This is a genomic window from Pseudomonas sp. PDM09 (assembly GCF_014852305.1).
Taxonomy (GTDB): Bacteria; Pseudomonadota; Gammaproteobacteria; order Pseudomonadales; family Pseudomonadaceae; genus Aquipseudomonas.
Genome location: NZ_JACVBI010000001.1, coordinates 532,827 through 544,908 on the forward strand (window position 1 = coordinate 532,827; position 12,082 = coordinate 544,908).

The window sequence follows — 12,082 nt, forward strand, 5'->3', positions numbered from 1 at the left end:
CCTGCAAGCACTTGGCTTGCGCTTGATACAAGTCAAGGAGCGTTGATCGCCAATCCCGGACACTGTTGATCCGCAGCCAGTCTCGGAGACCTGTCATGCTCGATTTTTCTCACGCCCCCGGCGAGCTGATCGCTCGGTGCGATCAGGGCGTACTCGACCCCAACTGCCATGCCGACACGCAAAAGTTTCATGACGGCATCGGCTCTCTGGATTTGCTCCGTGCCTTGCGCGTCAGCCGCCAGAAACGACGCCCGATCGCCCTGAACGTGCAGCTGCCTTCCCGGCTCAAGCCATCCTTTTGTTCCCCGCGCGATGCCTCCTGCGAGCATGGCGACATCGAACAGTACCTCCAGCGCCTGGAACACGAGATCGACCTCGTCGGTTGTCACCTGAGTTCGCAGCAGCGGGTCGAACAATTTCATCTGGGCGGCGGAACACCCACCAGCGCTGATCTCGAGCGGCTGATGAGTCATCTGCGTGGCCGGTTCAACTTTCTCGAACATGAGTGCGGCGACTACAGCGTTGACGTCGACCTTCACCATACCGATTGGACGACCATGGGCGCGCTGCGCAACCAGGGATTCAATCATGTCAGCATTGGCATTCCGGATATCGACACCGACTGTGACATGTCGGTGGCCTGCTATCAGAATCCGGCCCCCATTCATTCACTGATCGATGCCGCCCGCACCTTTGGTTATCGATCGATCAATGTCGATCTGGGTTTTGGCCATGCCTGGCAAACGCCAGAAAGCTTCGCGCTGAAGCTGGCGGCGATCATTGAGCTGGAGCCGGACAGGCTGATGGTGTTCGACTATGCCCGACCACCACGCCGCTATCGGCCAAGGCTCGGCGACAAGGTCAGGGAACTGTGCAGCCAGGACGATAAAGGCGCGATGCGCCAGATCGCCTTCGAACAGTTGATCGCCGTGGGCTATCACTACATCGGTATGGGGCAGTTTGTGCGGCCCGACGATGATCTGGCGATCGCTCAGGAGCGCGGCCGGTTACGTCGCACGTGTGACGGTTTTACCCGTCACGGCTATTGCGACCATATCGGCTTCGGTTTGGGGGCTATCAGTCAGATCGACGATTTGTACACGCAAAACACCGACGCAATCGAGCGCTATCAGCAGCAACTGGACCGGGGTCAATTGCCGACGTCTCGTGGCTGGCGTTTCGAGGCGGGGGATCAGATACGGCACATGGTCATGGAGCGTCTGGCGTGTGATCAAGAGCTGGATATCCGCGCCATCGAGCGGCGCTATGGGCTGATTTTCCATCAGTATTTTTCATCTGTCTGGCCATTGCTGGAGCAATTGAGTCGTGAGGGGTTGATTGAATTGTCGGACCGTTTCATCAGCATTCTTCCCGCCGGCCGGCCGGAAGTGGATGCCATCTGCAACCTGTTTGAAAAGGATTCGGGCAGTGCAAGGCATTAACCCACCTGCGAGTTGATTGATCATGAAACCTGCATTCGATTTCGATCGAACCCTGGTCGAAAAGTATGACCGCCCCGGGCCGCGCTATACCTCTTACCCTACGGCGCCGCAGTTTCATCAGGCGTTTGCCGTCGACGACTATCAGCGTGCCGCCTCCGACAGTAACCTGGCGACGGTGCCCAAGCCGTTGTCGGTGTATATCCACATCCCGTTCTGCAAGAGCCTTTGCTATTACTGTGCCTGCAACAAAATCATTACCCGGAAAACCCATCGGGCCGTCGAATACCTGACGTACCTCAAACGTGAAATCGTGATGCAGGCGGCCTTATTCGACAGCACGCGCAAACTCACGCAACTGCACCTGGGCGGGGGCACACCGACGTATCTGACCCGTGAGCAGCTGGCGGATCTGATGGACTGCCTGCACCAGGCGTTCGACATGGACGACAGCGATGACCATGAGTTTTCCATCGAGGTCGATCCACGCACCATCAATACCGAGCAGATCCAGTCGCTGCGTCAATTGGGCTTTAACCGCTTGAGTTTCGGCGTGCAGGACTTCGATCCCGACGTGCAGGCGGCGGTCAATCGCCAGCAAAGTGAAGAACAGATTTACGCGCTGGTCGCGGCGGCGCGTGAGGCGCAATTCAAGTCGATCAGCGTCGATCTGATTTACGGCCTGCCACTGCAAACGGTGCAGAGTTTCGACATCACCCTCAACAAGATCATCGCCCTGCGCCCGGACCGGATTGCCGCCTACAGCTACGCCCATTTACCCGAGCTGGTGCGCGCGCAACGGTTGATTCGTCCGGCGGACATGCCGCCACCGGAGCGCAAGCTGGAGTTGCTCGAGCTGACCATCCGCCGCCTGACCGAGGCCGGTTATGTCTATATCGGCATGGATCATTTCGCCTTGCCGGACGATGAACTGGCGCTGGCCCGCGCCCATGGCACTCTGCAACGCAATTTTCAGGGCTACTCGACCCATGCCGACTGCGACCTGATCGGCCTTGGGGTGTCTTCGATCGGTAAGGTCGGCGACAGCTACAGCCAGAGCGTCAAGGAGCTTTCGCAGTACTACGCCCGTATCGATCAAGGCTTGTTGCCGGTGCATCGAGGTTACCGCTTGAGCGCCGACGACTTGCTGCGCCGTGAGGTGATCAGCGACCTGATGTGCCACGGCAGGATCGATTTCGCCAAGTTCGAAGCGGGTCATGGTATTTGCTTCACCGAGTATTTTGCCGATGCGCTGGCGCAACTGGACGAGCAGGTGCGTGACGGATTGTTGCAGATTCACAGCGACCAATTGGTGCTGTTGCCGCAAGGGCATTTGATGATGCGCAGTGCCGCGATGGCATTTGACGCCTATCTGGGAGGGGAGCAAAAAGGCCGGTTTTCCCGCACCGTTTGAAGCGTCGGGACGTTTGGCTCGAGGAATTTTATCGAGTTGATTTCAATCAAGGGCGAGGCACACAGCGCTCCCTAACATGGCCGCAAGCCCCTTTGAAATCAGCGTGCTCATGACAAGCCATCAGCCTTCGACACCTGGCAATCCGCGCATCTGGAGCGTCGGGCTGGCGGTGATGGTCTTGCTGATGATCGCCGCGTTCGCGACGGTGCAGGCCAAGTCATACGGCGACATCGAGCAGCAGCGCATCGAGAAGGTTTTCCCTCAAACCGATTCGGTGTCCGCCGCCGAAGGCACGTTCAAGGTACGCACGCTGTCGGCGGCCGGCAAGGTCATCGGGTATGTATTCCAGAGCCTGGATGTGGTGGATATTCCGGCCTACTCGGGCAAACCCATCAACACCCAGGTGATTCTCGACACCGCCGGGGTGATTCAGGACGCCTATGTGCTGGAGCACCACGAACCGATTCTGCTGATCGGCATCCCCGAAGAAAAACTCCACGGTTTCAGCGCCCGATACAAAGGGATCAAGGTCAGCCAACGGGTCGTCGTCGGGCATTCCAGCGATCCGAGCGCGGTCACCGTGGATGCCATCGCCGGCGCAACCGTCACCGCCATGGTGGTCAATGAGGTCATCATGCGTGCCGTCCATGAGGTGGCCGTATCGTTGAAGCTGATCGAGGACAGGGGCGGGGTGGTAAACAAACCTGCCACCGTGCGCCAGGATTTCTACGAGCCCGCCACCTGGGAGCAACTGACCGGTAACGGCGCCATTCGCCGGTTGAACCTGACCCGTGGGCAGGTCGATGCCGCCTTCAAGGGCACCGACGCCGAAGGCGTCGACAACGCCGGCCCGGATCAAGTCGATGACACCTTTATCGAGCTGTACACCGCCGACTTGAACCCACCGACCATTGGCCGTGCGCTGCTGGGCGACAATCAATATCGCTTCCTCATGCAGGAACTCAAACCCGGCGAACAGGCCATCGTGGTGCTGGGGCGTGGGCTGTTTTCCTATAAAGGCTCGGGTTATGTGCGCGGAGGGATTTTCGATCGGGTGCAATTGCGCCAGTTCGGCAACGTCATCAGCTTTCGCGACATGGACCATCAGCGGCTCTCTGACGTATTTGCCAAGGGCATACCCGAGTTCACTGAAATGTCGGTGTTCATTGTGCGCAAACCGGCCGGTTTCGATCCGGGGTCGCCCTGGTCCCTGGAGCTCCTGGTGCGGCGTCAGACGGGACCGGTCAGCGGCACCTTCAGCAGCTTCGAACTGCCTTATCAACTGCCCGAACCCTACCTTGAGCGACCTGCGCCCAGTGCCGAAGAACGGGCGGCCATCGAGGAAGCCAGCCGGCCGATGTGGTTGAACATCTGGTACCAGAAACACTTCCAGATCGCCGTCCTCGCGAGCGCGTTGTTGCTGCTCACGGCCATCCTGTTCCTGCAAGACAAGCTCACACGCCGGCCACGCTTTCTGCACTGGCTGCGTCGTGGTTACTTGCTCTTTACCGTGGTCTTTCTGGGCTGGTATGCCTTGGGGCAGTTGTCGGTGGTCAATGTCCTGACCTTTGTGCATGCGCTGTTCGAGCACTTTCGCTGGGAGCTGTTTCTCACCGATCCGCTGATCTTCATGCTCTGGGTCTTTACCGCCGCGAGCATTCTGCTGTGGGGCCGTGGGGTGTTCTGCGGCTGGCTGTGCCCGTTCGGCGCCTTGCAAGAACTGATCAACGAAGCCGCGCGCAAGTTGAAAATCCCCCAGTACGAATTGCCCTTTGCGGTGCATGAGCGGCTGTGGGCGATCAAATACATCATCTTGCTGCTGCTTTTCGGCATCTCCCTGGAATCGATGTCCGCCGCCGAGCTGTTCGCCGAGGTGGAACCCTTCAAAACCGCCATCACCCTCAAATTCGACCGCCAATGGTGGTTCGTGCTCTACGCGGTGGCGCTGCTGGTGATCAACATTTTCACGCGCAAAGTCTATTGCCGCTACATCTGCCCGTTGGGTGCAGCGCTGGCGATCCCGACCAAATTGCGCTTGTTCGATTGGCTCAAGCGCCGCCAGGAATGCGGCAGCCCCTGCCAGTTGTGCGCCAAGGAATGCGAGATCCAGGCGATTCACCCTGATGGCCGGATCAATGCCAACGAGTGCCACTACTGCCTCGATTGCCAGATGACCTACCACAACGAAGACAAATGCCCGCCGCTGATCAACAAGCGCAAGAAGCGCGGCAAACCGGCACCCGTGGCGGTGCAGCTGATACCCGTCGTGCAAGTGCAGGCGGCTGAATGAAGCTCGCGAGCGCCCCTGCGCAGTGACCGTTTTATCCCTTCAAGGAGTACGCAACATGACTGACACAGAATCCACAAAACCCGTGCAGGAAGAAGAACACGCGGGACTCAGCCGTCGCGGTTTTCTGGGCAGCAGCGCCGTCACCGGTGCGGTGCTGGCGGGTGCGACGACGTTGGGCGGCGCAGTGTTCAGCCGCGAGTCGTGGGCCGCGGCGGTCAAGGATGCGCAGGCGAAAATCCATGTCGGCCCCGGTGAGCTGGACGAATATTACGGCTTCTGGAGCGGCGGTCATCAGGGCGAAGTGCGGGTGCTCGGCGTGCCGTCGATGCGTGAGCTGATGCGTATTCCGGTGTTCAACGTCGACTCGGCCACCGGCTGGGGCCTGACCAACGAAAGCAAACGGATCCTGGGCGACAGTGCAAAGTTCCAGAACGGCGATTGCCATCACCCGCATATCTCCATGACCGATGGCAAGTACGACGGCAAATACCTGTTCATCAACGACAAGGCCAACTCCCGGGTCGCGCGCATCCGCCTGGACATCATGAAGTGCGACAAGATCCTCACCGTGCCGAACGTGCAGGCCATCCACGGCCTGCGTCTGCAAAAAGTGCCCTACACCAAGTACGTGTTCGCCAATGCTGAATTCGTCATCCCGCACCCCAATGACGGCCGCACGTTCGATCTGCAAGACAAGAACAGCTTCACCATGTTCAACGCCATCGATGCCGAGAAAATGGAGATGGCCTTCCAGGTGATCGTCGACGGCAACCTGGACAACTCCGACGCCGATTACACCGGCAAGTACGCCGCGTCCACCTGCTACAACTCGGAGAAGGCTTACGACCTTGGCGGCATGATGCGCAACGAGCGCGACTGGGTCGTGGTGTTCAACATCCCGCGCATCGAGGCTGCGATCAAGGCCGGCAAGTTCATCACCCTGGAAGACTCGAAAGTGCCGGTGGTCGACGGTCGTAAAACCGACGGCAAGGACTCCGAGTTCACTCGCTACATCCCGGTGCCGAAGAACCCCCACGGCCTCAACACCTCATCCGATGGCAAGTACTTCATTGCCAACGGCAAGCTGTCGCCAACGGTCTCGATGATTGCCATCGACCGGCTGGACGACTTGTTCGCCGATAAATTCAAGGATCCGCGCGAGGTTATCGTCGCCGAGCCGGAACTGGGCCTGGGCCCGTTGCACACAACCTTCGACGGTCGCGGCAATGCTTACACCACGCTGTTCATCGACAGTCAGGTGGTGAAGTGGAACATGGAGGAAGCGATACGCGCCTACAAGGGCGAGAAGGTCAATTACATCAAGCAGAAGCTCGACGTGCATTACCAGCCCGGCCACAACCACGCCTCGCTGACCGAAACCAGTGAAGCGGACGGCAAGTGGCTGGTGGTGTTGTGCAAATTCTCCAAGGACCGCTTCCTGCCGACCGGGCCGCTGCACCCGGAGAACGACCAGCTGATCGATATTTCCGGCGACGAAATGAAGCTGGTGCATGACGGCCCTGCGTTTGCCGAACCCCACGATTGCATCCTGGCGCGTCGGGACCAGATCAAGACCCAAAAGATCTGGAACCGCAACGACCCGTTCTTCGCCGCCACCGTGGAACTGGCCAAGAAAGACGGGATCAACCTGGAGACCGACAACAAGGTCATCCGCGACGGCAATCATGTGCGGGTCTACATGACCTCCATGGCCCCGGCCTATGGGCTGACCGAGTTCACGGTCAAGCAAGGCAACGAGGTCACCGTGATCATCACCAACATCGACCAGATCGAGGACGTGTCCCACGGTTTCGTCATGACCAACCATGGCGCCAGCATGGAGATCAGCCCGCAGCAAACCTCGTCCATCACCTTTACCGCCGACAAGGCCGGCCTGCATTGGTACTACTGCAGCTGGTTCTGCCATGCGCTGCACATGGAAATGGTCGGTCGCATGAAGGTCGAGCGGGCCTGACAGTTGCCAATCGACGGGAGCGGGCCGATGACCGAAATCAAGGAAAGTCCGGTGAAGGCCATTGCCCTTGTGCTCCTGTTGATGTCAGGCGGCGCACTGGCGGCGGTGCAACCCATCACCACGTTGCCGTTGCGGGTTGACGCTGAACAACGCTGGCACTTGCCGGCGGGGGAGTACCGTGGCTCGTTCAGCGTCGATCAACCGATGCAGATTCTCTGCGAGCCCGGCGCGGTGTTTCAAGCGCAAGGGCAGGGTAACGGCGTGATCGTCAGCGCGCCTGATGTGCGGATCGAGGGCTGTACCTTTCTGGACTGGGGGCACGACCTCACGGCCATGAATTCGGCGGTGTTCCTCCAGCCCACGGCCCGTGGCGCGGTGATCAAAGGCAATCGCCTGCAAGGCCAGGGTTTCGGTATCTGGGTCGACGGGACGCAGGATGCGAGCCTGATCGACAACCGTATCCAGGGGGATCCGGCGCTGCGCTCCCAGGATCGCGGCAACGGTATCCACTTGTATGCGGTGCATGGCGCCCGGGTCATCGGCAACCAGGTGCGCGACACCCGCGATGGCATCTACATCGACACCTCCAACGGCAACCTGCTGCAGGGCAACACCCTGGAAGACCTGCGTTACGGCGTGCATTACATGTTCGCCAACGACAACCGGTTGATCGGCAATACCACCCGCCGTACCCGTACCGGCTACGCCCTGATGCAAAGCCGCAAGCTCACGGTGATTGGCAACCGCTCCGAACAGGATCAGAACTACGGCTTCCTGATGAACTACATCACCTATTCAACCTTGCGCGATAACTTCGTCACGGACGTGCGCGACGGTTCGACCGGCGACAGCATGATCAGCGGCGCCGAGGGCAAGGCGTTGTTCATCTACAACTCGCTGTTCAACAGCATCGAACACAACCACTTCGAGCACAGCGCCGTGGGCATTCACCTCACCGCCGGTTCCGAAGACAACCGCATCGCCGACAACGCCTTTGTCGGCAACCAACGACAGGTCAAGTATGTCGCCACCCGCTTGCAGGAATGGTCGGCGGATGGCCGGGGCAATTACTGGAGCGATTACCTGGGCTGGGATCGCAACAACGATGGCCTGGGCGATATCGCCTACGAACCCAACGACAACGTCGACCGCTTGCTGTGGCTGTACCCGCAGGTGCGGCTGTTGATGAACAGCCCCGGGATCGAATTGCTGCGCTGGGTGCAACGGGCCTTTCCGGTGATGAAATCGCCAGGCGTCCTGGACAGCCATCCGCTGATGAATCCCACCACCCAACCCCTGACCCAGGAGCCCACCGCATGAACGTCATCGACATGGAAGGCGTCAGCCAGCGCTATGGGTACACCACCGTGTTGCATCAGTTGAACCTGAGCCTGGGCGAAGGCGAAGTGCTCGGCTTGTTCGGGCACAACGGCGCGGGCAAGACCACCAGTATGAAACTGGTGCTTGGCCTGCTCCAGGCCAGTGAAGGGCAGGTCAGGGTGTTCGGCCGCACGCCCAGTGATCCGCAGGTTCGGCGTTTGCTGGGCTATTTGCCGGAGAACGTGACCTTCTATCCGCAGATGAGCGGCCTGGAGACCTTGCGACATTTCGCCCGACTCAAAGGCGCAGCGCCCGCGCAGGTGGACGTGCTGCTGGAGGAAGTCGGCTTGGCGAACGCGGCGCATCGACGGGTCAAGACCTATTCCAAAGGCATGCGCCAGCGTCTGGGATTGGCGCAAGCCTTGCTTGGCGAGCCGCGTTTGTTATTGCTCGACGAGCCGACCGTCGGCCTCGATCCGATCGCCACTCAAGACCTCTATCGGTTACTCGACCGGCTACGCAGCCAGGGCACCAGCATCATTCTCTGTTCCCACGTATTGCCGGGGGTCGAGGCGCATATCAACCGTGCCGCGATTCTGACCCAGGGGCGCCTGCTGGCCCTCGGCAGTCTGCGCAGCCTGCGCGAGGAAGCCGGGTTGCCGACGCTGATTCGCGCCAACGGGCTCAAGCACGCCGGGCCGTTGCAGCGCTCCTGGAACAACGCCGGGCATGTCACTCAGCGCTGGGGCGTGGAGGGCCTTGAAGTGGCTGCGCTCAATGGCAACAAATTGGACCTGTTGCGCCAACTGCTCAATGAACACGAGCCGGCCGACGTGGAAATCGACCCACCGTCCCTGGAGGACATCTACCGCTATTACATGGGCCGGGTCGGTGCGACCCCCAGTGGAGAGACCGTATGAACCCGATCTGGAACATGGCCCGCAAGGAATTCAATGACGGTTTGCGCAACCGCTGGTTGTTGGCGATCAGCCTGTTGTTCGCCGTGTTGGCGACCGGCATCGCCTGGTTGGGGGCGGCGGCTTCCGGGCAATTGGGCTTCACCTCGGTGCCCGCCACGATCGCCAGCCTGGCCAGCCTGGCGACGTTCCTGATGCCGTTGATTGCCTTGCTGCTGGCCTATGACGCCATCGTCGGCGAAGACGAAAGCGGCACGTTATTGCTGTTGCTGACCTATCCGCTGGGGCGCGGGCACATTCTGCTCGGCAAGTTCGTCGGCCACGGATTGATCCTGGCGCTGGCGACCCTCATCGGTTTCGGCTGCGCGATGCTCGCGATTGCGGTGCTGGTGGAGGACGTCGAACTGAACCTGCTGCTCTGGGCGTTTGGACGATTCATGCTGTCGTCGACGTTACTGGGTTGGGGCTTTCTAGGGCTGGCCTATGTGCTGAGCAGTGTGTCTGCCGAGAAATCCACCGCCGCCGGTCTGGCGCTGGGGGTGTGGTTCTTCTTCGTGCTGGTGTTCGACCTGGCGCTGTTGGCACTGCTGGTGCTCAGCGAAGGGCAGTTCAACCCGAAAGTATTGCCCTGGTTACTGCTACTCAACCCCGCCGACGTCTATCGCCTGATCAATCTCTCCGGTTTCGAGCCCGGCGCCGGTAGCGCTGGCGTGCTGACCCTTGGCAGCGATTTGCCTGTGCCGGGCTCGATGCTCTGGTTGTGCCTGTTGCTGTGGGTGGCGGTGCCTTTGGGCTTGGCCTGGTTGCTGTTCCGTCGACGGGCGACATGAATTCACACCCTGGTTTTTGGAGCATCTGACGATGAGTAATCTGTATTCGACGACGGTACGTGCCGTGGCGGGCCTGATGTTCGGCCTGCTGCTGGCGGCCTGTGACAAACCCGTGCAAGCCACCTACAGCGACGCCGCCGCTGCCTTCCATCCCAGTGATGAATGCCATGTTTGCGGCATGATCATCGACGGCTTCCCCGGGCCCAAGGGCGAAGTGGTCGAGCGCAGCGGCATCAAGAAATTCTGCTCCACGGCGGAGATGATCGGTTGGTGGCTGCAACCGGAAAATCATCATGGCGAGGCCCGGTTGTATGTCCACGACATGGGCCGCAGCCCGTGGAACGCACCCAATGATGCCCATCTGATCGATGCCAAGGATGCGTTTTACGTGGTCGGCACCCAGCTCAAGGGGGCAATGGGTGTGGTGTTGGCGTCCTTCTCCAGTCAGCAGGCTGCGGAAAAACTGGCCGCCGACCAGGGCGGTCGTGTGCTGCGGTTCAGCGAGATCGATCAGGCGGTACTTCAGCAGCAGCCAGCGATGTCGCACTCGACTCATTGAGCGGCGCGCCATCGAGAAAAGTGATCGCCGTCAAGTCAGTATTTCTGCGTCTGTTCAAAGATAGGGGCTCACAACGTCCCCAGTGCTTGGCATTAACGATGCCCAGGAGAACATGATGCAAACCGAGTTTCAGGATCGTCTGGCGGTGATCACCGGTGCCAGCTCCGGGATTGGCCTGGCGTTGTGCGCCGCGCTGTTGCCGCGTGGGGTCAAGGTGCTGGCGATGTCACGCACTGCCGGTGATTTGCCAGCCTTGCAGCAGATCTACGGCGAACGGCTGCAATGGTGCGCCGGGGACGTCACGTGCGAGGAAGACTTGCAAGGGCTGGCCCGCAGGGCAGCGGCGCTGGGGCGGGTGGATTATCTGGTGCCCAACGCGGGCATTGCCGAAATGGCCGACAGCCTGGACATGCCGGCCTTCCAGCGCCAATGGGCGGTCAATGGGGCCGGGGCGTTGAACACCCTGGCGGCGTTGCGCGGTGAGTTGGCGAGCCCGGCTTCGGTGGTGTTTGTCGGTAGTTTCCTGACCGGTTCGAGCTTTCCCGGTCTGGCCGCCTGCATTGCCAGCAAGGCCGCGCTGGCGGCTCAGGCACGCACATTGGCGGTGGAGTTTGCGCGTTATGACGTGCGCATCAATCTGGTCTCGCCGGGGCCGACCGCGACCTCGATGTGGGACAACCTGGGGTTGAGCGATGGGGAGCTCGATGATATCGCTGACACCTTGGGCAAACGTCTGCTGCCCGGTCATTTTCTCGATGCGTCGGCGGTGGCTAATGTGATTATTTTTCAACTGTCCCAAGGCGCCCGGGGTGTCTATGGGCAGGATTGGAAGGTTGATAACGGTTATACGTTGAGGTGATGGGTGAGCTCGGCGTACATATCCGTTTCTGCGGTAACGGCTGCTTAGGGTTCCGCCCTTACGGCGGGTCACTTTGGAAAAGCGCCAAAGTAACCAAAACGCTTTCGCCCCTGACGTACGGCCCTTCGCCTAGGCTCAGGGTACCCTCACTCCGGTCCTGCTCCGTGGGCCCGCCACCATCGGCCATCCATGGCCGGGGGCGGCTACCGCGGCATCCATGCCGCGGTGCCCACTGCGCAGAACCTGCGCTCGGCCTTCCGACGGGGCAGATCAAGATCAAAAGCCAAAGCCAAAGCAACAGGAGTCTTTCCCACACTGATCGTTCCCACGCTCTGCGTGGGAATGCCGCCGGGGACGCTCCGCGTTCCGCTCGCGACGCAAGACTTGAGTCCTGCGCACTGGTGACGCGGAGCGTCACGGGATGCATTCCCACGCGGAGCGTGGGAACGATCAGGTGTACGCGCAGGTGTTGAGGACGC

At 60.4% G+C, this 12,082-nt stretch carries 9 protein-coding genes; all 9 read left to right on the plus strand.

Annotation, left to right across the window (positions count from 1 at the left end; genetic code table 11):
* Window positions 1–95: 95 nt before the first annotated feature.
* The 9 genes from IB250_RS02440 (at window position 96) to IB250_RS02480 (ending at window position 11,603) form a co-directional block, all read left to right on the plus strand.
* The gene (locus IB250_RS02440; RefSeq protein WP_192342819.1) at window positions 96–1,442 is read left to right on the plus strand and encodes a coproporphyrinogen III oxidase; all 1,347 of its coding nucleotides are present in this window, start codon (window positions 96–98) and stop codon (window positions 1,440–1,442) included.
* Between the two features lie 22 nt (window positions 1,443–1,464).
* Window positions 1,465–2,853 (plus strand): oxygen-independent coproporphyrinogen III oxidase, encoded by a 1,389-nt coding sequence (gene hemN, locus IB250_RS02445; protein WP_192342820.1) that lies wholly within the window; start codon window positions 1,465–1,467, stop codon window positions 2,851–2,853.
* A 109-nt stretch (window positions 2,854–2,962) separates the two neighbouring features.
* Complete coding sequence (gene nosR, locus IB250_RS02450; RefSeq protein ID WP_192342821.1) at window positions 2,963–5,143, plus strand: transcriptional regulator NosR; 2,181 nt, start codon at window positions 2,963–2,965, stop codon at window positions 5,141–5,143.
* Window positions 5,144–5,198: 55 nt separating this feature from the next.
* Window positions 5,199–7,118 carry a TAT-dependent nitrous-oxide reductase gene (nosZ, locus tag IB250_RS02455; protein ID WP_063340244.1) on the plus strand — a complete coding sequence of 640 codons (1,920 nt, stop codon included), beginning with the start codon at window positions 5,199–5,201 and terminating at the stop codon, window positions 7,116–7,118.
* A gap of 27 nt (window positions 7,119–7,145) precedes the next feature.
* Window positions 7,146–8,438: a nitrous oxide reductase family maturation protein NosD gene (locus tag IB250_RS02460; RefSeq protein ID WP_192342822.1), complete on the plus strand. Its 1,293-nt coding sequence runs from the start codon at window positions 7,146–7,148 to the stop codon at window positions 8,436–8,438.
* On the plus strand, window positions 8,435–9,358 hold the full coding sequence (locus IB250_RS02465) for an ABC transporter ATP-binding protein (protein ID WP_192342823.1): 924 nt from the start codon (window positions 8,435–8,437) through the stop codon (window positions 9,356–9,358). Before IB250_RS02460 ends, IB250_RS02465 begins: the two co-directional genes overlap by 4 nt.
* Window positions 9,355–10,185 (plus strand): ABC transporter permease, encoded by an 831-nt coding sequence (locus tag IB250_RS02470; protein WP_063340241.1) that lies wholly within the window; start codon window positions 9,355–9,357, stop codon window positions 10,183–10,185. Before IB250_RS02465 ends, IB250_RS02470 begins: the two co-directional genes overlap by 4 nt.
* A gap of 31 nt (window positions 10,186–10,216) precedes the next feature.
* On the plus strand, window positions 10,217–10,744 hold the full coding sequence (locus IB250_RS02475) for a nitrous oxide reductase accessory protein NosL (RefSeq protein ID WP_192342824.1): 528 nt from the start codon (window positions 10,217–10,219) through the stop codon (window positions 10,742–10,744).
* Between the two features lie 115 nt (window positions 10,745–10,859).
* Window positions 10,860–11,603 (plus strand): SDR family NAD(P)-dependent oxidoreductase, encoded by a 744-nt coding sequence (locus IB250_RS02480; RefSeq protein WP_192342825.1) that lies wholly within the window; start codon window positions 10,860–10,862, stop codon window positions 11,601–11,603.
* The last annotated feature ends 479 nt before the right edge of the window (window positions 11,604–12,082 follow it).

Excerpts from the sequence above, each read along its gene's own strand:
- IB250_RS02475 (WP_192342824.1), top strand. The coding sequence starts at position 10,217 with ATGAGTAATCTGTATTCGACGACGGTACGTGCCGTGGCGGGCCTGATG.
- IB250_RS02470 (WP_063340241.1), top strand. The coding sequence starts at position 9,355 with ATGAACCCGATCTGGAACATGGCCCGCAAGGAATTCAATGACGGTTTG.
- IB250_RS02440 (WP_192342819.1), top strand. The coding sequence starts at position 96 with ATGCTCGATTTTTCTCACGCCCCCGGCGAGCTGATCGCTCGGTGCGAT.
- hemN (WP_192342820.1), top strand. The coding sequence starts at position 1,465 with ATGAAACCTGCATTCGATTTCGATCGAACCCTGGTCGAAAAGTATGAC.
- IB250_RS02480 (WP_192342825.1), top strand. The coding sequence starts at position 10,860 with ATGCAAACCGAGTTTCAGGATCGTCTGGCGGTGATCACCGGTGCCAGC.
- IB250_RS02465 (WP_192342823.1), top strand. The coding sequence starts at position 8,435 with ATGAACGTCATCGACATGGAAGGCGTCAGCCAGCGCTATGGGTACACC.
- nosZ (WP_063340244.1), top strand. The coding sequence starts at position 5,199 with ATGACTGACACAGAATCCACAAAACCCGTGCAGGAAGAAGAACACGCG.
- nosR (WP_192342821.1), top strand. The coding sequence starts at position 2,963 with ATGACAAGCCATCAGCCTTCGACACCTGGCAATCCGCGCATCTGGAGC.
- IB250_RS02460 (WP_192342822.1), top strand. The coding sequence starts at position 7,146 with ATGACCGAAATCAAGGAAAGTCCGGTGAAGGCCATTGCCCTTGTGCTC.